This is a genomic window from Vibrio antiquarius, assembly GCF_000024825.1.
Classification (GTDB): Bacteria; Pseudomonadota; Gammaproteobacteria; order Enterobacterales; family Vibrionaceae; genus Vibrio; species Vibrio diabolicus.
The window spans coordinates 1,337,708-1,364,285 of the sequence record NC_013457.1 but is presented as its reverse complement, the minus strand read 5'-3'; the positions used below and the strand labels follow the sequence as shown (position 1 = coordinate 1,364,285).

At 45.0% G+C, this 26,578-nt stretch carries 28 protein-coding genes and 1 pseudogene; 15 read left to right on the top strand and 14 right to left on the bottom strand.

Annotated elements, in window-relative coordinates; translation table 11 throughout:
- Complete coding sequence (locus VEA_RS21010) at window positions 1-684, bottom strand: spondin domain-containing protein (RefSeq protein WP_005384002.1); 684 nt, start codon at window positions 682-684, stop codon at window positions 1-3.
- A 288-nt stretch (window positions 685-972) separates the two neighbouring features.
- On the opposite strand from VEA_RS21010, the pseudogene VEA_RS21005 reads away from it, so the two are divergent.
- The 3 genes and pseudogenes from VEA_RS21005 (at window position 973) to gloA2 (ending at window position 2,867) form a co-directional block, all read left to right on the top strand.
- A pseudogene (locus VEA_RS21005) lies at window positions 973-1,446 on the top strand (hypothetical protein).
- A 77-nt stretch (window positions 1,447-1,523) separates the two neighbouring features.
- Window positions 1,524-2,453 (top strand): LysR family transcriptional regulator, encoded by a 930-nt coding sequence (locus VEA_RS21000; protein ID WP_006741971.1) that lies wholly within the window; start codon window positions 1,524-1,526, stop codon window positions 2,451-2,453.
- Window positions 2,454-2,483: 30 nt separating this feature from the next.
- A complete protein-coding gene (gloA2, locus tag VEA_RS20995) occupies window positions 2,484-2,867 on the top strand; it encodes an SMU1112c/YaeR family gloxylase I-like metalloprotein (protein ID WP_006741972.1) in 384 nt (127 codons plus the stop codon).
- Here gloA2 and VEA_RS20990 read toward each other — a convergent pair.
- The 5 genes from VEA_RS20990 to VEA_RS20970 all read right to left on the bottom strand — a co-directional run bounded on the left by VEA_RS20990 (window position 2,847) and on the right by VEA_RS20970 (window position 6,239).
- Window positions 2,847-3,212: a hypothetical protein gene (locus tag VEA_RS20990; RefSeq protein WP_081441254.1), complete on the bottom strand. Its 366-nt coding sequence runs from the start codon at window positions 3,210-3,212 to the stop codon at window positions 2,847-2,849. The two genes, gloA2 and VEA_RS20990, sit on opposite strands and share 21 nt — an antisense overlap.
- 176 nt (window positions 3,213-3,388) lie before the next feature.
- Window positions 3,389-3,778, bottom strand: coding sequence for a cytochrome b562 (locus VEA_RS20985; RefSeq protein ID WP_005394852.1), 390 nt, complete (start codon window positions 3,776-3,778; stop codon window positions 3,389-3,391).
- A 155-nt stretch (window positions 3,779-3,933) separates the two neighbouring features.
- On the bottom strand, window positions 3,934-4,686 hold the full coding sequence (locus VEA_RS20980; protein WP_041853158.1) for a phosphatase: 753 nt from the start codon (window positions 4,684-4,686) through the stop codon (window positions 3,934-3,936).
- Window positions 4,687-4,769: 83 nt separating this feature from the next.
- Complete coding sequence (locus VEA_RS20975) at window positions 4,770-5,216, bottom strand: SRPBCC family protein (RefSeq protein WP_005394850.1); 447 nt, start codon at window positions 5,214-5,216, stop codon at window positions 4,770-4,772.
- Window positions 5,217-5,315: 99 nt separating this feature from the next.
- The gene (locus VEA_RS20970; RefSeq protein ID WP_006741975.1) at window positions 5,316-6,239 is read right to left on the bottom strand and encodes a DMT family transporter; all 924 of its coding nucleotides are present in this window, start codon (window positions 6,237-6,239) and stop codon (window positions 5,316-5,318) included.
- 129 nt (window positions 6,240-6,368) lie between these two features.
- Here VEA_RS20970 and VEA_RS20965 point away from each other — a divergent pair, with 129 nt between their 5' ends.
- Window positions 6,369-7,259 carry a LysR substrate-binding domain-containing protein gene (locus VEA_RS20965; protein WP_006741976.1) on the top strand — a complete coding sequence of 297 codons (891 nt, stop codon included), beginning with the start codon at window positions 6,369-6,371 and terminating at the stop codon, window positions 7,257-7,259.
- 125 nt (window positions 7,260-7,384) lie between these two features.
- Entirely contained in the window at window positions 7,385-8,476 is a 1,092-nt protein-coding gene (locus tag VEA_RS20960) for a S1 family peptidase (RefSeq protein WP_006741977.1), read from the top strand.
- Here the strand turns inward: VEA_RS20960 and fliJ are convergent.
- From fliJ to VEA_RS20920, 8 genes are read right to left on the bottom strand one after another with little or no spacing between them, the layout of a single operon-like run.
- Window positions 8,401-8,841: a flagellar export protein FliJ gene (fliJ, locus tag VEA_RS20955; protein ID WP_005394844.1), complete on the bottom strand. Its 441-nt coding sequence runs from the start codon at window positions 8,839-8,841 to the stop codon at window positions 8,401-8,403. The two genes, VEA_RS20960 and fliJ, sit on opposite strands and share 76 nt — an antisense overlap.
- Before the next feature lie 24 nt (window positions 8,842-8,865).
- Window positions 8,866-10,212 (bottom strand): flagellar protein export ATPase FliI, encoded by a 1,347-nt coding sequence (fliI, locus tag VEA_RS20950; RefSeq protein WP_005394843.1) that lies wholly within the window; start codon window positions 10,210-10,212, stop codon window positions 8,866-8,868.
- The gene (fliH, locus tag VEA_RS20945) at window positions 10,205-10,960 is read right to left on the bottom strand and encodes a flagellar assembly protein FliH (protein ID WP_005394841.1); all 756 of its coding nucleotides are present in this window, start codon (window positions 10,958-10,960) and stop codon (window positions 10,205-10,207) included. The genes fliI and fliH overlap by 8 nt, the downstream gene beginning before the upstream one ends.
- Window positions 10,961-10,964: 4 nt before the next feature.
- Window positions 10,965-11,978 carry a flagellar motor switch protein FliG gene (locus VEA_RS20940; protein ID WP_005394839.1) on the bottom strand — a complete coding sequence of 338 codons (1,014 nt, stop codon included), beginning with the start codon at window positions 11,976-11,978 and terminating at the stop codon, window positions 10,965-10,967.
- Window positions 11,947-13,695: a flagellar basal-body MS-ring/collar protein FliF gene (gene fliF, locus VEA_RS20935; protein ID WP_031780427.1), complete on the bottom strand. Its 1,749-nt coding sequence runs from the start codon at window positions 13,693-13,695 to the stop codon at window positions 11,947-11,949. The genes VEA_RS20940 and fliF overlap by 32 nt, the downstream gene beginning before the upstream one ends.
- 3 nt (window positions 13,696-13,698) lie before the next feature.
- Complete coding sequence (gene fliE, locus VEA_RS20930) at window positions 13,699-14,055, bottom strand: flagellar hook-basal body complex protein FliE (protein WP_005375045.1); 357 nt, start codon at window positions 14,053-14,055, stop codon at window positions 13,699-13,701.
- Window positions 14,056-14,070: 15 nt separating this feature from the next.
- Complete coding sequence (locus VEA_RS20925) at window positions 14,071-15,402, bottom strand: sigma-54 interaction domain-containing protein (protein WP_006741978.1); 1,332 nt, start codon at window positions 15,400-15,402, stop codon at window positions 14,071-14,073.
- Window positions 15,402-16,421 (bottom strand): MotY family protein, encoded by a 1,020-nt coding sequence (locus tag VEA_RS20920; RefSeq protein ID WP_012842421.1) that lies wholly within the window; start codon window positions 16,419-16,421, stop codon window positions 15,402-15,404. Before VEA_RS20920 ends, VEA_RS20925 begins: the two co-directional genes overlap by 1 nt.
- A 384-nt stretch (window positions 16,422-16,805) precedes the next feature.
- Here VEA_RS20920 and VEA_RS20915 point away from each other — a divergent pair, with 384 nt between their 5' ends.
- From VEA_RS20915 to VEA_RS20870, 10 genes are all read left to right on the top strand, one after another.
- Window positions 16,806-17,624 carry a FliM/FliN family flagellar motor switch protein gene (locus VEA_RS20915; protein WP_006741980.1) on the top strand — a complete coding sequence of 273 codons (819 nt, stop codon included), beginning with the start codon at window positions 16,806-16,808 and terminating at the stop codon, window positions 17,622-17,624.
- Window positions 17,621-17,992 (top strand): flagellar motor switch protein FliN, encoded by a 372-nt coding sequence (fliN, locus tag VEA_RS20910; RefSeq protein WP_005398044.1) that lies wholly within the window; start codon window positions 17,621-17,623, stop codon window positions 17,990-17,992. The genes VEA_RS20915 and fliN overlap by 4 nt, the downstream gene beginning before the upstream one ends.
- 18 nt (window positions 17,993-18,010) lie before the next feature.
- Window positions 18,011-18,769, top strand: a complete 759-nt coding sequence (gene fliP, locus VEA_RS20905) for a flagellar type III secretion system pore protein FliP (RefSeq protein ID WP_006741981.1) — start codon at window positions 18,011-18,013, stop codon at window positions 18,767-18,769.
- A gap of 13 nt (window positions 18,770-18,782) precedes the next feature.
- On the top strand, window positions 18,783-19,052 hold the full coding sequence (gene fliQ / locus VEA_RS20900; RefSeq protein ID WP_005375036.1) for a flagellar biosynthesis protein FliQ: 270 nt from the start codon (window positions 18,783-18,785) through the stop codon (window positions 19,050-19,052).
- Window positions 19,052-19,828, top strand: coding sequence for a flagellar biosynthetic protein FliR (gene fliR / locus VEA_RS20895; RefSeq protein WP_006741982.1), 777 nt, complete (start codon window positions 19,052-19,054; stop codon window positions 19,826-19,828). Before fliQ ends, fliR begins: the two co-directional genes overlap by 1 nt.
- Window positions 19,825-20,952 carry a flagellar biosynthesis protein FlhB gene (flhB, locus tag VEA_RS20890; protein WP_006741983.1) on the top strand — a complete coding sequence of 376 codons (1,128 nt, stop codon included), beginning with the start codon at window positions 19,825-19,827 and terminating at the stop codon, window positions 20,950-20,952. The genes fliR and flhB overlap by 4 nt, the downstream gene beginning before the upstream one ends.
- 31 nt (window positions 20,953-20,983) lie before the next feature.
- A complete protein-coding gene (gene flhA, locus VEA_RS20885; RefSeq protein WP_006741984.1) occupies window positions 20,984-23,074 on the top strand; it encodes a flagellar biosynthesis protein FlhA in 2,091 nt (696 codons plus the stop codon).
- Window positions 23,075-23,093: 19 nt separating this feature from the next.
- Window positions 23,094-23,864, top strand: coding sequence for an EAL domain-containing protein (locus tag VEA_RS20880; protein ID WP_006741985.1), 771 nt, complete (start codon window positions 23,094-23,096; stop codon window positions 23,862-23,864).
- Between the two features lie 304 nt (window positions 23,865-24,168).
- Window positions 24,169-25,014, top strand: a complete 846-nt coding sequence (lafA, locus tag VEA_RS20875; protein WP_005398051.1) for a lateral flagellin LafA — start codon at window positions 24,169-24,171, stop codon at window positions 25,012-25,014.
- Window positions 25,015-25,069: 55 nt separating this feature from the next.
- Complete coding sequence (locus VEA_RS20870; RefSeq protein WP_005398053.1) at window positions 25,070-26,392, top strand: 6-hydroxymethylpterin diphosphokinase MptE-like protein; 1,323 nt, start codon at window positions 25,070-25,072, stop codon at window positions 26,390-26,392.
- The last annotated feature ends 186 nt before the right edge of the window (window positions 26,393-26,578 follow it).

The window sequence follows — 26,578 nt, the reverse complement described above, 5'->3', positions numbered from 1 at the left end:
TTACTTCACAACGATTGTGATGGTTGCAACTGGGTTTAACCAACGATGGCTGCTGCTGTCTAGGTCACTGATGCCGCCGGTTGGATCGCTATCACCAAGGTTACCCGGATGCACGTGAACTTTGTCGTTAGTTACCGTTGCTTCAACGCCTGTGCCGCCAGTACCAAAGGTAATGAAAGGTGGGTTTGGCATGCTAGACGCAAGTTCATCGTTCGCTTCTGTACCGGCATCGTAACTTCTTAGCGTTGCTCGGTATGTACCCGCTTCCGTTGGAATCTTCCAGCTATCTAGGCCGACAAAACCGTCATTGGTTGGCAACAACATCGCGCTCAGAGAAAGATAACCGTGGTCGCCACTGTCTAAGGTGAAGGTGGTTGCAACACCCGGATTCAAAATGCCACCAGCAGGGTTCTCAACCACCGCACCACCAGCGTTACCAATCACACTAGCAAGACCAGAGATATCACCGCCTTCAGCCATTGCTTCTAGTTCTGGCGTTGCTGCTTGACCCGTTCTGAACATTTGAAGGTCAGAGCCATGTGCAGCAACAATAAGTGGCGTAAAGTAGATGCCTTTGGTTGCGTTTGTCACGGTGATTTCCAATTCCGCCGCATTCACTGATGCAGAGCCTAATGCCATTGCGACTGAAGTCATGACGAGTCCGAGTTGGGTACGTTTTTTCATTGTGATTCCATCCTTTAATGAGGGTTGAACTACCCAAGCCCATGTGTACGGCTTTACTTCTTTGTTCGTGACTTGAGTAGGTTAAGCATTACGTTTCGAACGTTTTGCGTTCTTGCATCTAAGAATGACGAGCAAATCTATCAGCAACTTCATCGAATTCTCATAAAATTCTCACAAGTTCTGTTCGAATTCTGCCAGCAGCACTTTTTTACTCTTAATCAGGTATTTACACGTCGCGCTTTCCCCTCCTACAATGCGGTATTCTCTGTTTAAATCACGATTCTCACCATGATTCATAACGTTCTGTCTGCCTACTATGGCGAAATCTACGGCATCGCTTTTTTCAACCACTACTTGAGCCATTACGCCCAAAGTGAACAACAAACACTGTGGCAAACCTTGATTGAAGTAGAAGAACTCACCGCAGAAAAGCTCAAACCTGTACTGCTGACAAATGGCATGGATATCGAAAGTCGACACCAAGAGATGTTTGATAAAGGCTTGGCAGATGCAACCAAGTAGATTGGTTTACCATGGCAAGAGTTGGTGGCGACTCTTCTGAAGTGGGTAGAACCTTATGAGGTCAAGTATCGAGGGTGGCATGAAGAAGTGAAAGCTTCACACCAGTATTCAATCGCTGAGCGAGAAGCTATCGAGTTGATTGCAGACCACGAAACGGCCATTTATCACTGTTGGCAGCAATACCATACTGGTGAATCTGGCTTGCCTGCACTCAATGCATTTTTGGCAAAATATCGTTAAAGCGAGACGGTGACACTTGAACCTCGTGAAACCGTACCAGACAATATCGTTATTCCGCTGCGCAGAACTGAACAATTATGGTTAATCCAAAACTCATAGCCCTACTTCCTGATCTTGCTTCGTTTATCTTAGTGGTAAACGAAGGCAGTTTTACCGCTGCAGCCAAACAACTCGGCGTGACGCCATCGGCTTTAAGTAAGTTGATCACACGGTTGGAACAAGCCCTCTCGGTCAAACTGTTTGAGCGCACGACTCGTAAGTTGATCATCACTCAAGCTGGGCAAAAGGTTTACGACCAAAGCATCGCAATGGCGAATGCCGCGCAGCAAGCCGTTGAGTTATCTGCAGAAGAGCATGCCGAGCCAACAGGCGCACTCACAGTTGCTGCACCCGAAGCGTTTCTTAATTCGGTGCTTCAGCCATTTGTGTTGCCATTCCTAGAACGTTATCCAAACATTCAGCTTAAGCTGCGTGCAGCAGATGGTGAGATCGATTTGTTCCGCCAAGGAATTGATGTCGCCTTTAAGCTCACCGACAAACCCGATGAGAATCTGGTACTTAAAGAGATCAGCAAGACCAATCTCGTTTTATGTGCCTCTCCAGATTACCTAGCCAAACACGGTATGCCTGAGCACCCAACCGAGCTTGAGCAGCACGACTGTATTTACCTCGCCGAGAATGACAAAGACAACATCTGGTCGTTCTTTAAAGAGGAAGCCTTTCATTCGATTGCAGTAAGTGGACGCTACGCCGTCAACCACTCTCAAATGCGCTTGAACGGGGTTAAGTCTGGCTTAGGAATTGGGATCTTCCATGACTTCGTGATCAAAGACGCGTTAGAGCAAGGAGAAGTGGTGGAGGTATTGCCGGATTGGATGATCAAGAGTAACTACCACGGCGCTATCGCGATGCAGTATGCACAAACCAAATACATGCCTGCTCGTCTGCGCGTGTTTATCGACTTCGTTAAGGAGCATTTAGTCTCCGAGGACACTAACCATGCTTGAGGATACGAGCCATGTTTGAAGAGGCTAACCATGTTTAATGCCATTCATCACGTCGCGATCATTTGCAGCGACTACCCAAGGTCAAAACGCTTTTACACTGAAGTGTTGGGGTTAAAAGTCATTGCTGAAAACTATCGTGAAGCCAGAGACTCATACAAGCTTGACCTCGCTTTACCCGACGGCAGCCAAGTTGAACTGTTTAGCTTTCCGGGCGCACCAGAGAGACCGAGCTTTCCTGAAGCTCAGGGGTTACGCCACCTTGCTTTTCAAGTGGATGATGTCGAGCATGTTAAAGAATATTTAGAGGCGAGAGAAATTGAGGTAGAGCCCATTCGCATCGATGAATTTACAGGCAAAGCGTTTACCTTTTTCAAAGATCCAGATGGCTTGCCGCTAGAAGTTTATCAACGCTAACTTTGGTGGGGCACGAGGAACTGGCGTTTCAAATCGTACACTTAGAGCCAAAAAAGTGTAGCTTTCAGAAATGACCAAGCTCAGTTGTGGAAGTATTGGTGTAGTTGGAAGTGTATCGTTATGAAAAGTCGAAAAGTGGCTAAAAGGACAAGGTTTGCCTTTATGGCTGACGGCATTGTCACTTTCTTCGATTTGAACCAATTCAAAACCATTAAGCGTACATAGCGTCGCCCACACGCCCATGCTGTTACCATGAGCATTGATAACAGGCATCAGCGTCACTAGCGCCCAACTTAGAGCACTAGCAAATAGCATGGAGCGATAAAAAGGAATTAATCTACGCATAACGGTGACTTAACAAATTTAATTCAGCGTAACTAATTCTGAGTGCTAGCTCAAAAACAGGATCAATAAGTGGTTGCCACCTCACAGCTTTTCTTCAATACCGCAATTGACAGACACAAAAAAGCCCACCAAAACGGCAGGCTATTTTCATATTCTATTGTCAGCTTTTATCGCGATTAGCCGAACAGCTTACTCCAAATACTTGGGTTACGCTTGTCATGGTATTCTTCACGTAGGCTATCAATTTCACGTAATTGTGCTTTCGCGTCTTGCAGGTTACCAGCGTCTAAGTCTGCTTCAATCTTGTCTAACGTTACCGTTAGTTTATTAAAGCCTTCTAAGTAGGTATCGAATTTCTCTGGTGGATAGTTACCGCGCTTAGATTGCTCGACGATTGCTTGCAAGCTATCAATTGCAGACTTCATGGTTTCAACATCCGACGCTTCTGCCGCCTGTTTGAATTCCATCTTCATCTGCTTCATGTTTTGTTTTAAATCAACCGCTTCTGCCATTGCGTATGTTGAGCCAAACGCAATCGCACACCCTAGGACTAAAGGACGTAACATTTTCACTTCTCCATTTATAGTGCCGAATTCTGTGTCGGCTTTATTTACCCAAGTAACCCACGCCATAAAAGGCGACAAACTAGCTTAGTTGAGTATTTCCGGGTCGCAGTGTAAAGCAATCTTACGCCAGGTGCATACCTAAAATGTAATCAAGTTTATGCGTTGCGAATGTCGTCATACTCTGGAATTGGCTTACGGCCTCTCAGAGCTAAGAAAGACAAAAACTGCTGAGCGGTGTGAGTAATCACTTTTTTGCTATCGATACCCACTTTATCCATTAGCTCTCCAACCAAATCCAGATTACCAACATCATGACAGAAATGTGCATCACTTCCTGTTGTGAAGAAGACGCCAAGCTCTTTACCGATTTGTGCAATCTCGTGGCAACGGTCTACACTACCCACTCGGCTATTCCCTTTTAGCGTGGTGTTATTGATTTCAATCGCAACATTATACTCTTTCGCGCACGCTAAAACGGCCTGAAAATCAAAGTCGAAATTTGGATTCCCAAGATGGCCAAGCGCATCAATACGACCGTTTTGAATCACATTAATGAGCGCTTCCGTATGAGTTTCTTTGTTTGCAGGACGAAAAACAGGTTCATGGAAACTTGCAATAACCCAATCTAGGTTACGATCGACACTCAGCGGAATATCGATGTCGCCTTCGGTATTAAGAATGTTGGATTCCACACCCCGAATGATCGCGATACCGTCTAAAAATCGAGGCAGGATTTTTTGGTTGGAGAAAAACCAGTAATGCGGCGCGCCCGGCATTGATTCTGCGTGATCAGTCGTACAGAACATATCCAAGCCGTTCTCTTTCGCCAATTTTGCATTTTCAATCAAGGTGCTGTACGCATGACCACTGGCGTACGTATGTGTATGGGTATCAACTTTAAATTCCATCATCCACTCTCTTAGGTGCGCTATCTTGCGTGCTATTGTATACCTACACGTGACGTACCGTCAGCCCAAGATGAGTATCAGACTTAAGCTTGCTCCTCACTGATGGCTTTTATTAGGGGCAACGCTTTTTCCCATCCGTGATTAAACATAGAAACAAAGTCGCTGTGCGTATGAATGGTGACATTGAGTAACAAACGATCACTGTTGGTGTCGATCTGATAGATCTCTCGTGATCCAATCCACTTAGATGCTAAATCTCCATCCAGTTGCTGCCTATTATCCGGATTAAAAATGGCAATGTGATGAAATTCAAGGCGCTGTTGCGGTTGCACGATATCGATAGTCGCTCGCGTTCCGCCCATATCGGGATCAAAAAAAGTGATGTCTTGCCCTTCTTCCCATATCCCATCAAATTGAGACTGGGGTGAGAAAGCCTGTGCCCAGCGTTTGTATAACTCAGCATCGGTTAGCACTTCCCACACCCGTTGCGGTGTAGCTGAAATTTCGACGTAATAATTTAGCGTAAGCATTATTTCTCTCCCTGAACCTTTCTTGACGCTAGTTCATTGTCAGAAAAAATCAAACCACACCTCTGATTTGCCTAACTTAATCCTCTATTTTCCGACAGGCTAAGAAGTTCTCGCTTGTAACCTGCCACCACGATGCGCCGTAAAGCGAACCCAACATGTGTTCAGTATGGTTGCGAGCACGATTAAACTCATCCCGATAATTTGGCTTTGGCTCATTCGGTCATCGAAAAACGCACTCTGCCAAACCGCAGTGAACAGTAGGTTAGTAAAAATAAGTGGTGCAAGTTGAGAGCCGCTGCTTGCCAGTTGATACGCTTTGGAGCGGAAAACTTGGGTGTTAATGATCATCAGGGACATCACACCGAGCCACAGCATATTAGAAGAAACAGTAGATTCCATCACATTGGCTTTGAGGAAAACATCGATGTCGTTAAACAACGTTAGCGGTAACAGAAATACGGCAGCAAACCCAAACGCCCAAAAGTTGATTTCTAATGGCAACATATCAGTTTTACTCACTTTATATAGCGTAAGCTGAGAGCCGGAATTGAAGAGTCCACCAGCTAGACCGAGTAATAAATCCGAGCGCCAAGTAAACTCCCCACCAACTCCCGCCAACATAACCACTCCAGTAAACGCCATTGCTAAAGCCGCCAATGTTGAAACGCGAATGTGGCCTCCCATAAACAGCTTTTCAACCAAAGGAATAAATAATGGGCCAGTGGCAAACAATACCACCCCTTCTACCAGCGTTAACGTTTGTAATGACGCGATGAAACACAACTGTGATAAGCCGATACAGAAGGCGCGAAGCAAAATCGGTTTTAACGTCCCAGCTTTAGGAAAGGTAAGATTTTTGAAACGAAGTAAGACAAGCAAAATAAGTGCAGGAGCCAAAAAGCGTAAGAAACTAAACAGTGTGACGGAAAGTTCACCTGTCAACTGCTTTGCTAACAACCCAGTAACAGATAAGCTTAACGTAGACATCAGCATGAAAATGATAGATTTATTTACTGCATTCATTCGATACTCCTTAATATATGGAGTATTTTATGAGATATCACTTATTGTAAATAGCGAGTAATATTAACCATTAATGTAAGAAAAACTTACAGGTTAACTTATCTCTCATCATGTTACGGTTTCTAAAATATGCGTAAATTAGTCCCTCTAAAATCCATCTATGCATTTGTCGCTGTAGCGGAATCTGGCAGCATGACAGAAGCAGCGCAGATATTAAGTGTGAGTCATTCGGCGGTGAGTCAGGCGATAAAATCACTGGAGACTCAGGTCAACAAACCTCTGTTTGATCGCGTAGGCAGACAAGTTCAACTTAATGCTGACGGTAAAAAATATTATCGAAAGGTTGCGCCAGCTTTAGAACAAATTGTCGATGCCACAGAAGCGCTAATCCAAGACCAAAACTTGCAACGTATTACGCTTAATATGGTGAATTCCTTGGCGCTGCATTGGTGGATTCCGCGAATGTCGAGTTTGCAGGACTTTGCTCCGCAATTAGACGTTCGTTTATCCAACCTGTCTGGCAGGTTTAATTTAGAGCAAGAAGGTATCGACGCTGCCCTCGTGCATGGAAACACCGAGGAATGGCAAGATTATTACTGTGAAAAGCTCAGTGAAGATGAACTGGTTTTGGTGTGTAGCCCTGAATTGATAGCTAAGACGAATGACTCAAATATAGCTCAACTGTTAAAGCAGTATCCCATCATTGAAGTCACTAACGAACGAAGAAAAAATGACTGGAACGTGTGGCAGAATGCGACTGGCATCCTGCGACCTAAAAGCAAAAAACCAATCACTTTTAATATGTCGATACAAGCCGTGCAGGCGACGACTCGTCGTTTAGGCTTATTGGTGACTCATCGCTTGTTTGTGAAAGATGACATCAAATATGGCCAGTTAATCGAGCTGGGTAAACCCGTCATTAATCCTAACCAACAGTTTTACTTTGTTTGCCCACCACACAAGCTAAAGTTGGAATCGTTTCATCTGCTGCGCTCGTGGTTGCAACAATCATTCAATTAAAGAAACCTTTTGTTAAGCACATTCATTGAAAAATTAGTATAAAGTTAGAAAGAGCACTTTTCATCCAAGGATGGTTTATGAAGCGGTATCAAATATGGTTAAGCGTACTCTGCCTCACAGTACCCATGAGTGCAGTCGCTGAAAGTGAAGACGCTCATTCAGAGCAAGGCATCTCAACGGCAATCATAGGCGGCCAGCAAGCCACTCAAAATCAATTGCCCTTTTTCGCACGACTCATTCTACACAAAACTGGCGCGAATCAATTTGCCAACATTTGTGGCGGCACGATTGTTAATGACCGCTTCATTTTAACCGCCGCTCATTGTGTAGAGCCGAGTGTTTTTTCTGATGGATGGACAATCAATGATCTGCGAGTCTTAGTAAAAAACCCGACAATGAACGATGTGTTTGTTGAGGAATTCAAAGATGTTCGCTCTATCACTATTCATCCAAATTACGAGCCTAGTGATTTATGGATTAATGATATCGCCGTACTTGAACTTACCCATCCGATCACCGACAACGTTCAATCCATTACGTTGCCGCAAGATTTTGGTGATTACAGCAGCAAATCGGTTTATCAGATATTCGGTTTAGGGCAAACCTCGACCAACGATGAAAATGGACCAAATTATTTGCGATGGGCGGAAGTAAAACCACTCACTGATGCGCAATGTGCTTCTTTAGTGACGGGGTTTAATGCTCAAGAAAGCTTATGTGCCAATGGGTTTCCTGAGCGCAGTTATACCGGTATTTGCAGCGGTGACTCTGGTGGCCCTCTCACCTATCAAGACAACAACGGAATATATCAACAAATCGGTATTGTGAGCTATGGTTCTTCTGTTTGTGAATCCGCTGCGATTCCGAGTGTGTTTACTGAGGTTCTAAATTACACAACATGGATTGAATCCCAAACCAGTTCGGGAGTGAAGACTCGTTACAATGCCCTCTTAGCAAGCACAGAAGATTATCATAGTGAAGGTGATTCCGGCTTTGAACCAGAAGATACCAACACATCTGGCTTTGAGGATAATGGCAGTAGTGGTGGCGCACTTGGCGCAGGGATGATCATGCTTGGGGGCTGGTTTGGTTGGCTAAGACGCCGAAGAAATTATTCGCTCCAAATAGCTTCGATAAGACATCATAATATCTTGCGCTTAACACGAGAGTTGATGATGTCTTCTATTATTTTTTGCTCTTTTTTCGCTTTTTCATAATTTTGCTTAGTACGCCATCGTTCAAGCACTTTTTCTAACCCTTGAACACGAGCATGTTTGTGCTCCAGCGTTTTTTGTACAGACGCGCATTCCGCTTGCATGACGGCTTGTTCATGCTCATGGTGGCGAAGCATTTTTTGCAGCATTTGATCGACACGATTAAAGTTCATCAGCGCTGCGCTTGTCAGTGTTGGAACAGTTCTGGTTGATTGTCCCGCATGGCCTTTCAATGCTGACAATTGTTCCAACTGCATTGAAAGATGGGAGTGACGTTGACGCATGGCATCAAGTTGCTGACCCACACGATCACGTTGCTTTTCTTCCATTTGTTGCAGCTTACCCACTGCTTTTAACTTGGATTTCATCTCAACGATACCACTCCCACTTGGTTAAGCACTTTGAAAAAGCTGCGCGAGCTCGGTCAAACTGGTTGGGTAATCCACTGACTCATTGGCGGCTTGTTGTAAATACGCACGTAAGTTTGGATACATAGCAACAGATTGATCTAATTCAGGATCTTGCCCCGGTTGATAGCCTCCTAACGGCAGCAGTTCTTTCACCTGAAGATAGTTGGAGTACATCTGGCGGAAATTATTCGCGATCGTGCTATGCGCCTCCTGTGTACAGGTGCTCATACAACGGCTGATAGACGCATTAATATCAATGGCAGGGTAGTGCCCTTGCTCGGCAAGTTGACGCGATAATACGACGTGCCCATCTAAGATAGCACGCGCAGAATCCACGACAGGATCTTGCTGGTCGTCCCCTTCCGCCAACACGGTATAAATTGCGGTTAGGCTACCGTGCTGATTTTCACTGTTGCCCGCACGCTCAAGGAGTTGCGGTAACACGCTGAAGACAGAGGGCGGATAACCGCGAGATGCCGGAGGCTCGCCAAGCGAAAGAGCGATTTCACGCTGTGCCATGGCATATCGAGTGAGAGAGTCCATCAACAACAGAACATCTTTGCCTTGGTCTCGAAAATACTCGGAAACGCGATGACAAAGCAGTGTCGCTCTTAACCTCATCAGCGGGGATTCATCAGCAGGAGCTGCGATGATAATCGCCTTCTTGCGCGCCTCTGGGGTTAAGTTTCGTTCGATGAACTCGCGTACCTCTCGGCCTCGCTCACCAATAAGACCGACCACAATCACATCGGCTTCGGTGTTTTTGGTGATCATCCCCATTAAAACACTTTTACCGACACCACTGCCCGCCATTAAGCCAATGCGTTGACCTTTTCCGACGGTCAAGAGTCCATTGATTGCGCGCACCCCAACGTTGAGTGGGGTATCAACAGGACGTCGCTTCAATGGGTTAATCGGTTTTGGTTCAAGTGAAACACGATCTCCCCCTTTAAGCGGTGCCCCGTCGTCCAACGGCTCACCTAAACCATTCAGCACTCGCCCTAACCACTGAGCACTTAACTGCACGGTACTGTCACCGTCCAGAGGAATGACTTTCGCACCAGCAAATAAGCCACCTAAGCGCCGAATAGGCATTAGGTAAGCAATAGTGTGCTCAAAGCCCACCACTTGCGCTTCGATCATGTCGCCTTCTGCGGTTTCTACGAGACAGCGCTGCTCCAGTTTAAACCGGCACCCAACGGCTTGTAACATTAAGCCGTTTACTTTAATCAAGCGCCCTGTCACGCGAGCAACAGGGATTGAATCGAGCGAAGCCAATGCTTCGCTCAAACGCTCACTCAATAGCTCATGGCTTAAGGTATTACTCATGCTCTGATTCTACCTGCGGAATACTAACTTCATCCAAAAGGTGTTGTTTTACATTGTCCATACAGGCTTCTAAACGAGAGTCGCAACTTGCATCCGCCTCTGCATCATCGGTCACTAGTTGGCAGCCACCAATCGGAAGTTCCGTATTAGCCACCAGTTTCCAAGATTGTGGCAGATCAGCATTAATGTGAGTAATTCGTTCTAAATCCTGCGGATTTAAATGCACAGTTACGGTTTCCGCTTTGCCAGGCATGGCAGACAGTGTCTCATCCACCAAGGCAAGGATCTGTTGAGGCATTAAAGTGAGCTCAGCACGAATCACTTGCTGAGCCACTTTTTGTACCAGCTCACAAATCATATGGCGTTGCTGTTGCTCTTTTTCGTCTTGCCAGCGAGACAGCGCATGAAAGAGCTCGTTCACGGGTTTCGCCGCCTCTAGAAAACTCTGTTTTCCTGACTGCTCACCAGACACAAAGCCTTTTTGGAAGCCTTCTTTTTGCCCATCTAGTAGACCTTGTTGCTTACCCTGCTCGATACCTTGACGTAAGCCTTCCTCATGCCCTTGTTGTAAACCTTGTTGAAAACCGGCTTCAAGCTGCTGTTGAATATCAACTTGCGGCTCTTGCCAACCTTGGTTATCTAGCCCGAATTCGTCTTCTATAGCCTTAGGCTGCGCCAAAGGCGGAAAACGGTGCAAACGGTATCCACTCGGCGGCAGTCGCATCGTACTTGATTTTGTCTCTACCATGACGTTACTCCACCGTTGGCTCTTCATAAAGAAGCAACTGAACTTCACCAGATTCATCCAATTCACGCACCATTTGCATGATATCTTGACGCGCTTTTTGAACACGACTTAGCGCAACAGCCCCGCGCGCTTCCATATCGTCTTCCAGTGCTTTCACCATACGCTGAGGCATAGAACGTTTAATGGCTTGCTGTAACGTAATTTCTGAACCTTTAAGTGCAACTGCCCACAATTCTAGTGGGATCTGCTGCACCAGCATGTCCATGGTTTCTTCACGCTGACGACCAAGAACCATAAAGTCGAACATATTCTCTTCAATGGCATTAACGACATCTTCATCATGCAACTTCAGCATTTCCATCAACGACCCGCGATCACCTTCAAAGCGGTTAATGATGTCAGCAGCTTGCTTGACACCAGATAGCGGTGTGCTTTGGCTTGCAGATACTTTTTCAATGCAGCGCTCAACGAGCTCATGCAAATCAATAGCAACTTGATGATCGATGTCTTGCAGCTGAGCAATTCGGAACAAGATTTCGTCATGGTAATCTTGTGGCAGGTGCTTCAACACCGCTGAAGAGCTATCGGCTGGCAAATAGGCAAGAAAAATCGCTTGCATTTGCGGGTGCTCATTCACAATGAAACGAGCAAGCGTTTCTGCTTCTACCCACTGTAAGCGCTGCATATTGTTGCGAATTTCATCACCATACAGCGTATTCAGCAGCCCTTTTGCCAAATCATTACCCAATGCTTTACGTAGCGTATTAGACAAATATTCTTTAGAAGCTCCACGAATGCCACTGTGCTCACGAAAGTCTTCAAAGAAAGTTTGAATAACGCCGCGAGCGGAATCGCTCTTAATGCCATTCAACTTCGCCATTGCACGAGTCACCCGCTGGGTTTCATCACGGCTAAAGTGCTGTAAAACCTTCGCAGCGGCATCCTCGCCCATGCCTAATAGCACGAGCGCGGTTTGTTCAACATAACTAAGCGTCTGCTTTGATGGAACTGTGTTCATTGATGTTTACCCATTGTTTCAGTATTTCGGCTACGCGCTCTGGCTCTTCATTGGCAATAAGCTGTAGGTGTTTCAATTGAATCTCTAGTGGCGAACCGGCTGGAGGCAGCATGTCGCTGTTTACATCTAAGCCGGAAGAGGCTGAGATACCTTTTTCTGATAGACGGCGATCAAGCACTTCTTCATGCTCACGCTCTTCACGCGTTTGCAGGTTGTCATAATCAGGCTCTTCTTGCGGCTCTGCAAAGTCTAACTCTGGTACTGGCTTATCAACGCCTGTGAGGTGCATGATCAATGGGCGTAGTACGAAGAAGATCATCGCCAAGCCTAACAAACCACCGATAACGTAACGTATTGGCTGCTGTACTGTAGGGTCTTGCCACCACGGCAGCGCAGGAGGCGCATCAATTTCAATTGGAGTGAAGTTGAAACTCATCAAGCTTAAGCTGTCACCTCGTGCCGCAGAAATACCGACAGCATCCATGATCATATTTGAAATCTGCTCTTTATCTGCTTCACTCCAAGCAACACCATCCGGAGAGGCTTTCGAGTTCAACAGTACCGACACGCTCATTTTCTCAATTTGACCTTGTTGGTATTGAGTACGACGAACACTACTCCCCACTGCATACTGACGGTTTACTTCAGAGCGTGCGTTGGTGTTTTGGCTATCGTTCGTTTCTACTTCTTCACCAGTTACCGGCGGTTGGTTGCTTAGAGAACCTGGTACGCCTAGCGCAATTTGGTCAACTGAGTTGTTGTGAATGGTGTGCTCGTTACGTACGACAGGTGCGTTATCCAAAATCTCTTGCGTTTCTTCAACTTGGCTAAAGTCCATATCAGCAGCGACTTGCACACGGAAGTTACTCGGACCCACAATTGGCGTAAGCATGTCTGCTGCGCGTTGAATGATCTGCTTCTCAACGTTCTTTTGATATTCAAGGTATTTTGCATTGACTTTACCTGCTTCCGCCGAAGCAACATCTGCACTGAGTAAACGGCCATATTGGTCGATAACAGATACAAATTCAGGCTTCATCGCCGTCACGCTACCAACCACTAAGTTGATGATTGCTTCAACTTGCTCAGACTTGAGGTCTTCGCCAGGTTTCAGCTCAAGCATCACTGACGCTGAAGGGTTCTCGCTGTTTTGACGAACAAATAAGGTTTGACGAGGAATAGCTAAGTGAACACGCGCATTCGCCACTGAATTCAGAGACATGATAGTGCGTACTAACTCACCTTCTAAACCATGACGGTAACGCGCCGTTTCCATAAATTGGCTTGTACCGAGAGAGCTGTCTTCTTTAAGCGAATCCAAACCTGTCGGCAGTTTGGCTTTAACACCTTTTGACGCAAGCAACATGCGAACTTTCGCAACTTCGCCTTCTGGCACAAGAACTTGGCCATTTTGCTCTTGCATACGGTAGCTCACACCTTCACTTTCTAATACCGAGACAATCTCTCCGATATCAAAACGTTCTTGTTGGCTATACAGTGGACGGAAGCTTTGTGAGGAACTCCAAAGAGCGACCACAATGATTGCCGCAACAATCGCAGCGAGTACGGCAGATAACACTAGGTTTCTCTGGCTACTCGACCAGATTTGCTTCAGCTTCGTTGTTACATCGTCCATGCTATTCGCAGTAGAAAATGTCTGTGCTGAGCCGGAGGTCATGGCTGTATTTCCGGCGACTTGGGGGGTTAGTTCTGACATGAATTACACCGGCATCTTCATAATATCTTCAAATGAGGTCACGACTTTGTTGCGCACTTGCATCAAAGCATTAAATGATAAGCTGGCTTTTTGGCTAGCGACCATCGCACCAACTAGGTCATCACTTTTTCCTGTTTCTACGGCCGTCATTTTTTGACTAGCCACTGATTGATGTTGATTCACTGTATCCAACACATTTGTCATCGCTTGTGAGAACGATAATGGTGCGTTTAGTGATTGTTGATCTAAAGGATTTGCACTCACGATAAACTCTGGCGGCTGCACTTGTGCCTGCATCGCCTGCATTTTTGACAACATAAGTTGCTCTGCCGAGACCGCATGAGTAGGTTGACTTGCCATCTATTTTTTCTCCTATTAGGCAGCCGAGCCTAGTGCCGACTGTAAATCAATACCATGTTCTCGCATGGCTGCGAGTTTGTAGCGTAGCGCTCGAGTTGATACTCCAAGCGCGTTTGCGGTTTTCGTTCGGTTTCCACCAAACTGACGTAATTTTTCTAAAATAAATTGATATTCGGCCTGCTTCTTCGCTTCTACATGACCAAAGCTTGAAGCTGGCTCAGCGGATGGAACTGGCGCAACAAGTTCAATAGGCAGCATCAGATCATGGGCAGTAATGTAGTCACCATGACGCATGACCAATGCACGCTGAATGACATTTTCCAACTCGCGAATATTGCCTGGCCAGTGATACTGACTCAGCGCACTGATCGCATCTTGGGATAGATGACAGCGACTGCTATCTTGATACTTTTCAATAAAGAATTGGCTGATCGGTAAAATGTCTTCTTTTCTTTCACGCAAAGGCGGCCAGTGCAGAGGCAAAACATCCAATCGATAATAAAGGTCTTCACGGAATGTGCCTTTTTGAACTTCTTCACGTAAGTCTTTATTGGTTGCCGCAATAACACGAATATCAAGCTTCACCGCCTTGTGGCTGCCTACGCGTTCCACTTCACGCTCTTGAAGAACGCGTAATAACTTGGCTTGAACTGCAGGGGACATTTCTCCGATTTCATCTAGCAAAATCGTCCCGCCATTCGCTTCTTCAAACTTACCGCTTTGAGAGTTAGTCGCTCCTGTGAAGGCACCTTTTACATGACCAAATAGAACCGCTTCTAGCATCGACTCTGGAATGGCGGCGCAGTTAACCGCCACAAATGGACCATCAATACGTGGAGAGTGCTCATGCACATATCGAGCCAGCACTTCTTTACCCGTTCCCGATTCGCCTGTAATTAACACACTGGCGCTGGTGCAAGCGGCACGATGCGCCAATTGCAGTACCTGCTTGCTTCGCCAAGATTCCGCAACAATGTTGGCCATTGGCTTACCTAGCGCTTCAACGCGCTTAAGTAAATTGAGCAGCTGATTCGCTTCAAATGGACGTAATAGATAATCGGTTGCTCCCGATTTCATCGTCTCAGCCGCCAAGATTCCCTGCTCTTGATCGACAATAGCGATAACAACACCAGAGTTACGTTGCTTTTGGTGGCAAGCAACAAACTCGCGGACACACATGTCCGGTAAAGTAGAGCTCACAAGAGTGATTTCTGCTCGCTCTTCAAGTAATGCGCCTCGGCCAGTACGAGTGTGTTTTGCGGTGTAACCTGCATTTTGCAACACATCCAATACTGGTTGAGCAAGAGCTTCATTCGGCTCAACCAACAAAATTTTCGTTTTCGTCATCATTGAACCTTAACTTTCGTTTGTTGATTTTGTTGTTGTACATCAGGGTGGTGTTTCACTGCCGTTCGCTCGTTATCTCTAACTAGGCGCAACGTTACACGTCGATTTTTCGCTTGGCCCTTCGTCGAATTATTGCTGGCAATTGGGTAACGAGAACCATGCGCTCTTGTTTCGATCATCGATTTATCAATACCAAGTTCAACTAAGGCCTCGGCAACTTGCTCTGCTCTAGTACGTGATACTGAAAGGTTCGCCAAACTAGAACCAACGTTATCGGTGTGGCCATCAATTAAAATCTTGGTCACGCGATCATCAACAGATACATAGCTATTTAACGCTGCGAGCGTTTCTTGCTGCTTACGACTTAGCACCTTCTGACCAAAGTCAAAAGACAGAACAAGATTTCGTGCCTCTGAAAACGAAAGCTTAGGCAAACGCGCTCGACAGGCATTAAATGACTTGAGCGCGTTTTGAATTTGAATAGTCGGAATCACAATCTCTGACAAAGAGGAAGCGTTACTTCCCTTTAGTGACAACGTCACCCAATTACCAGCAGCAATTGAATCCATGAGTTCATCAGCACCTTTGCTGAAGACAAATCGTTGGGATGGCTTAGTAAAATCAAGGGTGGCAAACTCTTTTCTATAAAGCTCACCAGACCAAGGAGCACTTTGACTTATTAGAGCAATCGTTTTCCATTTATTATTTTCATAATGTATATCGGAAATAAAATAAGTTTTATTGTTAGGTTCCGAACGGAAATAAAACTTCCCATACGGCGTGCTTGAGTGCAATAAGTTGCATTCAAAGTTGTTTCCTTTATATGTCCACTTTGAAAGGTCCATGGGGATGGTCACAACCTCACCTGAATATGTCACCTTAGACACTAGCAAACTGACAAAAATAAATATTTTACAATTTATTAAACCGTTAGGGATCATGTATATCTTACAATTCCATGACCTTATCAATTTAATTAAATATGCCACTAAGCCGTGATAACTGGCATAGCTAATCATGTTAATTACCTATTCTGAATATTGAAACTGGTTACAAAATACTCACAAGAGCATAGCCAAACCTTTAAAATCAAGATTTAAGCTTTAAAAACAATGTCTTATATTTTAATTATCTAAATTAGCCGTTACACCATGAAGATGGTTTTAAAAAGTTAATAACAACTAAAAACGCTTAATATTTTTATATTTTCTTATTAAGCAATTTATAAAGGAAACTAACCCTTTTTAAATTTTATTAAAAGATTAAGACTATATGCTCAAGGCAACATGTGAACTAAAGTCACAATCTTAGAGTTTGAAACTAAAAGATCATTAAAATTTCTGTGTAGACTACACGCCATTAAGTTAAAACAGTTTCGATTGTTAACGCACGGTAAAATATAAATGGAAAATAGAGTTAGCGAGCCTATTTCTGATATTCAACTACTTGATGTAGAATTATTAGGCAAACCTATTCATATCATTCGTGAAAAGCTTGAAGGCTTGATTTCAGAGTCTTGTTCCAGCCTTACGATTGAATTACAAAATTGGCTCAGTACGAGTAAAGTGGAAGCTAGCTTAACCTCTGTAGACTTGCATCGCTTTACACCAATAAAAATGGATAAAGACCAAACGTCAACCTATCAACACCAAGAGGGCGGCATGGTATTTGTTCATGGAGATTCTCACACGTTAATAAAACTGGCAGATCGGTTCTATGGCGCCAGCACTGAGCGTTCAGCAACAACACTGACAGCAAGTGACCTCCGCTTACAAGAACGAATCAGTCGTATCATTATTGGTTGGCTTGCACCAGGTGAGATGTGGGAAATGGGTGAGTACGAAGCGCCCCGAGGGATTGGAATTAACGTGCAATTAAACATCGCGTTTGACGATCACCAAGGCTCAATTCATCTCAAACTAGATAGCCACCTTATTCAAACACTGATCGAGCAGCTTGAACTGCAGCCCGATACGGATTTGTACCAACCATTCTGTCGCTCTTTAGAGACAACGCCTGTTCGACTGAATGTTGTTTTAAGTAAAAAGAAGATGCCGTTGAGCGACGTTGTTGGCTTACAACCTAACGATATTTTACCAATTGAGCTTCTTAATACGGTTCCAGTCAGCATTGGTAACCAATCTTTATTTACAGGTCGTATTGCTGAGCAAGACGGCCAACTTGTTTTGATCTTTAACCCTGATAAGGAACCGCAGCGATGAGCGAAGCGCCAGAAACGAATGCATTCGACGCAGAAGAATTGAACTTTGACGACTTTCAATTAGAAGACTTTGAAGCTGAAAGTACGCTCCAACAAGAACCAGCAACTGCGGAACGTGATCTTAGCTTTTTCAAAAGTATTCCCGTCACTGTCACGCTGGAAGTTGCAAGCAAAGAAATCCCACTTGGGGACTTAATGAAAGCCGGAGAAGGCACGGTTATCGAACTTGAAAAGCTCAATGGTGAGCCTTTAGACGTAAAGGTAAACGGCTCTCTAATGGGTCACGCTGAAGTCGTCGTCGTTAATGATAAGTACGGACTTCGTCTGATCGATGTACATGACTCTGCATTGAGTGGCGTTGGTCAATAATCTTAGGTAGGCATCACAATGAAAAATCTGAGCGCTTGGCACCATTGGTTACCTCTTTTGGTACTGGTGTCACTTTTGTTTGCTTTCCCAACCATGGCGGCAGACAACGGCTTAACTATCTTGTCCGTTTCTGATGGCGACACACAGCAAGAATACAGCGTTAAATTGCAAATTCTGTTGTTGATGACGGCGCTCAGTTTTCTTCCAGCATTCATTCTGATGGCAACGAGCTTTACTCGGATTATCGTCGTCCTCGCGATTTTGCGCCAAGCCCTTGGTCTTCAACAAAGTCCTCCTAACCGCGTATTGGTTGGGATTGCTTTGGCATTGACCTTGCTGATCATGCGACCTGTTTGGAGCGATATTCATGAAAATGCATTTCAACCGTATGACAATGGTGAAATCACGCTAATACAAGCATTCTCTGTAGCAGAGAAACCAGTGAGAGAGTTCATGCTGGCACAAACTCATCAAAGCTCTCTTGAGCAAATGCTGCGTATTGCCAATGAACCGCTCGACCAAAAGGTTGAAGATATTTCGTTTGCGGTTGTCTTGCCTGCGTTTGTCATCAGTGAACTAAAAACCGCCTTTCAAATTGGCTTTATGCTCTTCATCCCCTTCTTGGTTATCGACTTGGTTGTCGCCAGTGTGCTCATGGCAATGGGTATGATGATGCTATCGCCTTTGATTGTTTCACTCCCTTTTAAACTGGTGGTGTTTGTACTCGTGGATGGCTGGGCAATGACGGTTGGCACATTATCTGCCAGTTTCGGTTAAATAGGAGCATGCTATGACCCCTGAACTAACCGTAACGTTATTTTCCGATGCAGTATGGCTGATCATTTTGATGGTTGCGGTACTGGTTGTTCCTGGCTTAATTGTCGGTTTGTGTATCGCCGTTTTCCAGGCCGCCACACAAATCAACGAGCAAACACTCAGCTTTTTACCACGTTTGCTCGTTACGCTATTGATGGTGATTTTTGCGGGTCATTGGATGCTCCGAAAAATCATGGAACTGTTTGATTTCTTATTCCACAACATACCGGGGATGATTGGCTAATGGCCATCACATTTGCAGAGCTCTCAGCGATACTCGGTCAACTCTGGTGGCCGTTTTTTCGTGTGGGAGCCGTATTTATTTCGATGCCCTTCTTTGGTGATGCAATCATTCCCGTTTGGATCCGTACCTTACTGGCACTTTCGATCGTCGTGATTACCGCACCATTGATGCCACCAATGCCACAAGTCGAATTGTTCTCCATGACGTCTCTATTCCTTGCTTTTGAGCAAGCGATTTGGGGCGTGATGTTTGGGCTAATTTTGCACATGCTCTTTAACGTTTTCACCATGCTTGGTCAGGTCGTTTCTCTGCAAATGGGATTGGGTATGGCAATGATGAATGATCCTATCAACGGACTTTCTGTCGCCATTTTGGGCCGTATATTTCTTATATTTTCAACCTTGTTATTTCTCGCGCTAGAAGGACACTTGCTCGTCATTGATATCGTGATTCAAAGTTTTGTCGTGTGGCCGGTCGGTTCTGGCATCACATCGCTTTCTCTGCAAGGCGTTGTAAATATTTTCGGTTGGATGTTTGCCTCTGCTTTAGCACTAGCGTTGCCTGCTATTGTTTCAATGCTCCTAGCCAACATCAGTTTTGGTGTGATGAATCGCGCCGCCCCCTCACTCAACGTGTATGCCTTAGGTTTTCCAATGACGATGCTTCTTGGCCTGTTCAGCGTATTAATTTCAGTATCTGGTGTGCCGGGTCGCTACACCGCGCTTGTGCACGACACCATCAGACACTTGAGTAACTTTATGTTGGGGGGCGCATGAGCGATCAATCGTCTCAGGACAAAACTGAAAAAGCCTCGCCGCAGAAAGTAAAAAAAGCACGTCAGGAAGGACAAATTCCTCGAGCAAAAGAGTTTACTACTGCGGTGATATTTCTAGCGGTAGCGCTCTACTTTTACTCTCAGCTCAATAGCATTTGGGAAAGTATGTCAGGTATTTTTCGCTACAACATGATGCTGACGCGAGCCGACCTAGAAAACCCTAAACAGCTTGTCGAGCAATTAGGACAAAGTTTAGCGGTAATCATCGACATGTTATTACCGTTGTTTACCGTCATTATTATCGTGACCTGTGGTAGCAGCCTTGTACTAGGCGGTTGGATGTTCCGTCCGGCGAACGTGATGCCAAAGCTGAGCAAAATTAATCCTTTAAGTGGGATAAAGCGCATTTTTTCGACACGCTCAGTGGTTGAGCTCTTAAAGTCCACGTTCAAAGTAGCCGTGATCTTCGGCATCTTATATGGCTATTTAGACAACCACTTACAGCCTCTGCTAGGTATGCAAAACTTACCTTTAAGCCAAGGCTTTTCCCTGGTGATGTCTATTCTCTTTGAAGGCTTACTGTTGATGGGGTTTGCGTTGTTGTTATTTGGTGTTGTAGACATTCCCTACCAACGTTGGGAGCACCTAAAAGAGCTGCGTATGACCAAACAAGAGCTGAAGGAGGAATTCAAGAACAACGAAGGCCGCCCAGAAGTAAAGCAGCGAATCCGTCAAATTCAACAGCAGTTTGCACGCCGTAAAATCGATAAGATGGTACCAACGGCTGACGTGATCATCACTAACCCAACTCACTACGCTGTCGCTCTGAAGTACGAACCTTCACTTTCTGATGCTCCATTTGTGGTTGCAAAAGGCGTAGACGAAACAGCCATGCACATTCAACGAATCGCCCGAGAAAACAAGGTGGAGATCATCAACTCACCACCGTTGACTCGTTCGATCTATCACACCACAGCGATTGAACAAGCAATCCCAAGCCAACTGTACATTGCCGTGGCACATATTCTTACTTACGTTTTGCAATTGAAAGCCTTCCGTAAAGGTGAAGGAAAAGAGCCAACTCCTTTGCCTCATTTTTCGATTCCAAAGCATTTGCAGCACTGATTAACCCGCGTTTATCCAAGGACACGAAAGTATGCTTAACCGGTTAAAACAACTTCAAACATCAACCAAAGGCTACATTGGCATTCCAATTGTCTTGCTAATGATTTTGGCAATGGTGATTTTACCTTTGCCTCCCCTGCTATTGGATGCGTTGTTTACCTTCAATATCGTCTTAGCAATCCTAGTATTGCTGGTCAGCACTACCGCAAAGCGACCATTAGACTTCTCAGTTTTTCCAACGATTTTGTTAGTCGCGACATTATTACGTCTTACACTGAACGTCGCTTCCACACGAATCGTACTCCTAGAAGGACATAATGGGGGGGATGCGGCAGGTAAAGTCATCCAAGCGTTCGGTGAAGTCGTTATTGGCGGTAACTACGTCGTTGGTATGGTGGTGTTTGTTATCTTGATGATCATCAACTTCGTCGTAATTACCAAAGGTGGCGAACGTATCTCTGAGGTGTCAGCGCGCTTTACTTTGGATGCCTTACCGGGCAAACAGATGGCGATTGATGCCGACTTAAATGCCGGTCTTATCGATCAGGAAACCGCTCGATTGCGTCGTAAAGAAGTCGCTAACGAAGCCGATTTCCATGGCTCGATGGACGGTGCCTCAAAGTTTGTGCGAGGCGATGCTATCGCTGGTTTGCTGATTCTGTTTATCAACATCATTGGTGGTATCAGCATCGGCGTCTTTGAACATGGACTCGCAGCATCTGACGCCTTTAAAACCTACGCACTACTTACAATCGGTGATGGCTTAGTAGCTCAAATTCCGTCACTTCTATTGGCAACGGCTGCAGCGATTATCGTTACGCGAATTAATGATAGCGATAATGGCATGTCGGAAACCATGCAAAAACAATTGCTGGCGACCCCGGCGACACTGTTTACCGTCGCAGGCATCATGGCTGTGATAGGCATGGTACCAGGCATGCCACATTTGGCCTTTTTTGCTTTCGCGGGTGCTTTAGCTTTCGCGGGTTGGCGTCAAACGAAAAAGCCCGTGCAAGACTCCCAAATCGAGGAGGTCGAAGCACTTTCACAAGCCATGCAAGAGGACGATACACCACTTACGTGGGAAGATATTCCTCATGTTCAAACGTTGTCGCTTTCCCTGGGTTACCGTCTCGTTCACCTAGTCAACAAAGAACAAGGTGCACCTTTATCACAGCGTATTCGCGGTGTGCGCCGTAACCTATCTGAACAAGTCGGCTTTTTATTACCAGAGGTGCGTATTCGAGACAACCTAAGCCTTAAACCGAATCAGTATACAATTTCTCTCAATGGCGAAGTGATCGAACAAGGCTTTATCGAGCCAGAACGTTTGATGGCGATTGCAGTCGGAGAAACGTACGGTGAGGTAGATGGTATTTTGGGCAGTGATCCTGCCTACCAATTACCAGCAGTGTGGATTGAACATCAAGACAAAGCGAAAGCGCTGAACATGGGTTATCAAGTGGTCGATGATGGCACGGTCATCGCGACTCATATTAGCAAGATAATGAAAACAAACCTTGCTGAGTTGTTTACGCACGACGATGTTGAAGCCATGACGCAACGTTTGACACAGCAAGCACCGAAGTTAGCCGAAGCCCTAGCCGCGGCACTTAACCCTGCGCAGCAACTCAAAGTATATCGCCAGTTGTTACTAGACCAAGTGCCACTAAAAGATATTCGCACGATTGCTAACACGATGTTGGAATCCGCAGAAAACACTAAAGACCCGATTTTACTGGCATCTGATGTGCGTTGCGCACTAAAACGCACGCTCGTAAACCTGATTGCGGGACAGAAAAACGAATTAAATGTCTATGCTCTCTCTGATGAACTAGAACAAATGCTACTGACTTCGCTACAACAAGCACAATCTTCTGGTACAGTAATGTTAGACAGCTTCCCAATTGAGCCAAATATTCTTGGTCAGTTCCAACAAAACTTGCCACTGATAAGACAACAGCTCAAACAACAGGGATTACCTCCGATTCTTCTCGTTATGCCTCAGTTACGTCCACTTCTGGCTCGTTACGCACGCACATTTACGCAAGGACTGGCAGTATTGTCTTACAACGAAATTCCAGAAAACAAACAAATCAATGTGGTAGGAAACCTTGGTTAATCTTATTTCAACACATGCGATGTACGAACATTTGGTTGGTCTCGCAGTACAACATATCGTCACGGATGACGATCAATTAGTATTTGATGCTTTAAAGCACAATGACATTCAACACGCGTGCCAAGCCATTCGCAAGACTCAATCAGGAGAGGTAGAATTCCAACACCTGACGTTGAGATTTGGCACGCGTGGCGAACAAAGCGTCTATCAATTCGAACTCTCTGAACAAATGCAGTACTGCCTAGATTTGTTCAGCCTTTATCTCGCATTGCGACAAACACAGTTTCAGCTAGAAGCCTTTCACCCCGACTTAATCAGTAACGTCGTCGTGCCGATAAGAATTGACGCATTACTATGGGAACCAGGCATATACTTTCTCGAACAGATGATTCAGTTTCACTCTTGCGCTTTTCAACATGTGATTCCTTCTCTTCAAGCAGACAAAACGCTATGCGCCTATGATAAAGTCTCAGCGCTGATAGAGAAGTTAAGAGAAAACGCCTACTCACTTTGGTTTGAAGTCGCTACATCACAAGTGAACTTCGAACGAGTCGCTGACTTTAGTCCCGATATGATCAAACTATCAGTCACATTAGAGGATAAAGAAGAAAGACATGCTTTCCTACCGATTGCTAAGTTCTTAAGAAAGCACAAATACCCTTGGGTAGCCGGGCGGGTAGCGAGCCAAACAGAGCTAAACCGCTATCGCTTGTTAGGGGCCAATTATTACTTTGGTTATTTCAGTGACATCCCGACCTCCCTCTCTTTTCAATCTTTTGGTGAGGAATGACAGAATCCTAACTATTAATCTTTATAAAACAGCGCGAATTATTCGCGCTGTTTTTTTATTTATAACGAAGAACGACAATATTGATAGATGACTGCTTCCCTGATTAAGTCAGGCTTATTCAGGTTATTTGATGTTATATCTGTATTTTCATGGAATACAAGTCACTAAAAATCATCAATTTTGATCTTTTTTAGGAATTTTTTAATTTTCAAATTAATCATTAAAGCTGACCGACCGCCTCTAGTTAGTGACTAGGGAATATCCCGAGGCCTGAAAGATATAGTGACTAACTAAGGAGACTAAGATGGCTTTATCAATGCACACTAACTACGCATCGCTTGTAACTCAAAACACTCTGAACAACACAAGCGGTCTTCTAAACACTGCGATGGAGCGTCTAAGCACGGGTTACCGCATCAACTCAGCAGCAGACGACGCTGCGGGTCTACAAATTGCAACTCGTCTGGAAGCTCAGACTCGTGGTATGAATGTAGCGATGCGTAACGCACAGGACGGCATCTCTATGATGCAGACTGCTGAAGGTGCAATGGATGAGATGACAAACATCACATACCGCATGAACGACCTAGCAACACAATCTTTGAACGGCTCAAACAGTCAAGAAGACCGTGCAGCTTTGGATGCAGAGTTCAAACAGCTAGCATCTGAGCTAGGCAACATCATGGAAAACACTTCATTTGGTGGTCAAAAACTTCTAGCTGAAGGCGGCGGTTTTGGTGCAAGCAGCGTTACTTACCAAATTGGTGCGACTGGTGCAGAGAAACTAGCTGTAAATGCAAAAACACAGCTAAACGACATCTCGACAGCAATTGCTGGCCTGACAAGCATCAGCACTGCTGCTGCAGCTTCTACAGCTCTTGCAAACCTTTCAAGCTCTGGCGGTATGCTAGCAGATCTAGGTACAGCACGTGCTCAGTTTGGTGCTAACATCAACCGTCTAGAGCACACAATGACTAACCTTGGTAACATGACTGAAAACACTTCTGCAGCAAAAGGCCGTATCACTGATGCAGACTTCGCTACAGAGTCTTCAAACATGACTAAGAACCAAATGCTTATGCAAGCAGGTACAACAGTTCTTTCTAAGACTAACCAGCTTCCTGGCATGGCAATGTCTCTACTACGCTAATCATTGAAGCTTATAACCCCACCCATCCGGTGGGGTTTTTTACTATCTGAATATTATGACACCAGTTTATTCTCAACATATTGATATCATTCGCTCTCGTTGGCCTGACGTAGCAAAAGCCTTAGACAGTGCAGACTTTAGCGACTTACACTTTGAAGTAGTTGAAAAAGCAGCGATGACCCTAAAAGTCAACGGAGTTCAACTTAGCAGTGCTTATGACCCGGTCGAAGAAGCCTTCCAGTACCGAAGCCTAACGTCTAGCGACGATTATCATATTTGGGGCATCGGTATGGGCAATGTCCCATCCCTGTTAACACAAGATAAAAATGCTCGATCAATTCGTGTTTATCTTTATAACCTACCGTTAGCAAAATTGGTGCTTTCTCTCGTTCCACAACAATGGATATCCGATCCTCGTGTTTCGTTGATCATCGTCTCAGAAGACCAAAGCGATATAGGTAGAAAACTCGCGAGCCTTACTTGGGATGATTGTATCATTCTCAATGCCGACAGAGCCATTTCGCGTCATACTCATCAATGGCTTTATTTCCGCTTAGAAAACCGTGTTTTGATCGGCTATGCAAACGCTAGCTATAGACATAGCGATGAAGAACTGCTCACAAGAGAGAAAGAAAACGAACCTCTTTTAAAACGCCTAAACTCTTCTGATCATTATCTTATGTATCAAGTAGACGACGCTATTTGTATTGGTGCTGGCCCATCACTCCAGCATCATATTGAAGAGTTAAAAACAGTCTATAACCGACCAAATCGTCCCAAGCTTATTGCTGCATCAACTGCATGCAAGTGCTTAATTGAAAATAACATCAAACCAGATGTCGTATTTGCTGTAGATTTAAATTTAGGTGACGAACATATTCCATATGAGATCGCCAAAAATACTATTTTGGTGTTTGGTAGCCATATGCCTAGCCGTATTTTCCAAAACTGGCATGGCGAGAAGTATTACTTACACTTGGGTGACTTCACATACGACAGATTTGCAAGCAAACTACCGGTTAAATATCGCCCTTACTCGTTTGGTTCGGTAATCCATCCTCTAATCCACTTCACCCTTTTACAAGGTGCTACCCAAGTATCACTAATCGGATGCGACTTTGGTTTCCCTGGAGATATCATCCATTCAGGACGCGAAAACAGACCAGACGACCCGAACGCGACGATGACAGCACGAGTAGAGAATGGTTATGGTGAGATGATCAAAACCTCACCAGCCTACCGCATGTTTGGAAGCGGTGTTGAGAACCTAATAGCAGCATCACCACAGACCAAGTTTTACAATTGGAGCCGTATTGGTGCAAAAATTATTGGTGCTGAATATTTCAATGTGGAGGAACTATATGGCAACCGAGATTAACTCTGTTTATGACACTTTTATTAAAACTTCAGAGGTTTACTCATACGGTGACCACTTGACAGGCGACTTAATGTTAGGGAGATGTCTAAATCTCCTAACAAAATTATTCACCGTTCAGTCAGAGCGCACGTCTGTTCTCGAAATACTTTCGCGAATAAATACCGCCCGAGAAGTTCATGACTTCAC

Bases quoted from the DNA above. Each gene is read 5' to 3' on its own strand.
- VEA_RS20970 (WP_006741975.1), bottom strand. From the start codon at position 6,239: ATGAATGCAGTAAATAAATCTATCATTTTCATGCTGATGTCTACGTTA.
- VEA_RS20870 (WP_005398053.1), top strand. From the start codon at position 25,070: ATGACACCAGTTTATTCTCAACATATTGATATCATTCGCTCTCGTTGG.
- VEA_RS20965 (WP_006741976.1), top strand. From the start codon at position 6,369: ATGCGTAAATTAGTCCCTCTAAAATCCATCTATGCATTTGTCGCTGTA.
- VEA_RS20985 (WP_005394852.1), bottom strand. From the start codon at position 3,778: ATGTTACGTCCTTTAGTCCTAGGGTGTGCGATTGCGTTTGGCTCAACA.
- fliQ (WP_005375036.1), top strand. From the start codon at position 18,783: ATGACCCCTGAACTAACCGTAACGTTATTTTCCGATGCAGTATGGCTG.
- gloA2 (WP_006741972.1), top strand. From the start codon at position 2,484: ATGTTTAATGCCATTCATCACGTCGCGATCATTTGCAGCGACTACCCA.
- flhB (WP_006741983.1), top strand. From the start codon at position 19,825: ATGAGCGATCAATCGTCTCAGGACAAAACTGAAAAAGCCTCGCCGCAG.
- fliJ (WP_005394844.1), bottom strand. From the start codon at position 8,841: ATGAAATCCAAGTTAAAAGCAGTGGGTAAGCTGCAACAAATGGAAGAA.
- VEA_RS20960 (WP_006741977.1), top strand. From the start codon at position 7,385: ATGAGTGCAGTCGCTGAAAGTGAAGACGCTCATTCAGAGCAAGGCATC.
- VEA_RS20920 (WP_012842421.1), bottom strand. From the start codon at position 16,421: ATGATTAGCTATGCCAGTTATCACGGCTTAGTGGCATATTTAATTAAA.
- fliP (WP_006741981.1), top strand. From the start codon at position 18,011: ATGAAAAATCTGAGCGCTTGGCACCATTGGTTACCTCTTTTGGTACTG.
- fliN (WP_005398044.1), top strand. From the start codon at position 17,621: ATGAGCGAAGCGCCAGAAACGAATGCATTCGACGCAGAAGAATTGAAC.
- VEA_RS20940 (WP_005394839.1), bottom strand. From the start codon at position 11,978: ATGAACACAGTTCCATCAAAGCAGACGCTTAGTTATGTTGAACAAACC.
- lafA (WP_005398051.1), top strand. From the start codon at position 24,169: ATGGCTTTATCAATGCACACTAACTACGCATCGCTTGTAACTCAAAAC.
- VEA_RS20975 (WP_005394850.1), bottom strand. From the start codon at position 5,216: ATGCTTACGCTAAATTATTACGTCGAAATTTCAGCTACACCGCAACGG.
- VEA_RS20915 (WP_006741980.1), top strand. From the start codon at position 16,806: ATGGAAAATAGAGTTAGCGAGCCTATTTCTGATATTCAACTACTTGAT.
- fliH (WP_005394841.1), bottom strand. From the start codon at position 10,960: ATGGTAGAGACAAAATCAAGTACGATGCGACTGCCGCCGAGTGGATAC.
- VEA_RS20980 (WP_041853158.1), bottom strand. From the start codon at position 4,686: ATGGAATTTAAAGTTGATACCCATACACATACGTACGCCAGTGGTCAT.
- VEA_RS21010 (WP_005384002.1), bottom strand. From the start codon at position 684: ATGAAAAAACGTACCCAACTCGGACTCGTCATGACTTCAGTCGCAATG.
- fliF (WP_031780427.1), bottom strand. From the start codon at position 13,695: ATGTCAGAACTAACCCCCCAAGTCGCCGGAAATACAGCCATGACCTCC.
- fliI (WP_005394843.1), bottom strand. From the start codon at position 10,212: ATGAGTAATACCTTAAGCCATGAGCTATTGAGTGAGCGTTTGAGCGAA.
- VEA_RS21000 (WP_006741971.1), top strand. From the start codon at position 1,524: ATGGTTAATCCAAAACTCATAGCCCTACTTCCTGATCTTGCTTCGTTT.
- fliE (WP_005375045.1), bottom strand. From the start codon at position 14,055: ATGGCAAGTCAACCTACTCATGCGGTCTCGGCAGAGCAACTTATGTTG.
- fliR (WP_006741982.1), top strand. From the start codon at position 19,052: ATGGCCATCACATTTGCAGAGCTCTCAGCGATACTCGGTCAACTCTGG.
- VEA_RS20880 (WP_006741985.1), top strand. From the start codon at position 23,094: ATGTACGAACATTTGGTTGGTCTCGCAGTACAACATATCGTCACGGAT.
- VEA_RS20925 (WP_006741978.1), bottom strand. From the start codon at position 15,402: ATGACGAAAACGAAAATTTTGTTGGTTGAGCCGAATGAAGCTCTTGCT.
- flhA (WP_006741984.1), top strand. From the start codon at position 20,984: ATGCTTAACCGGTTAAAACAACTTCAAACATCAACCAAAGGCTACATT.
- VEA_RS20990 (WP_081441254.1), bottom strand. From the start codon at position 3,212: ATGCGTAGATTAATTCCTTTTTATCGCTCCATGCTATTTGCTAGTGCT.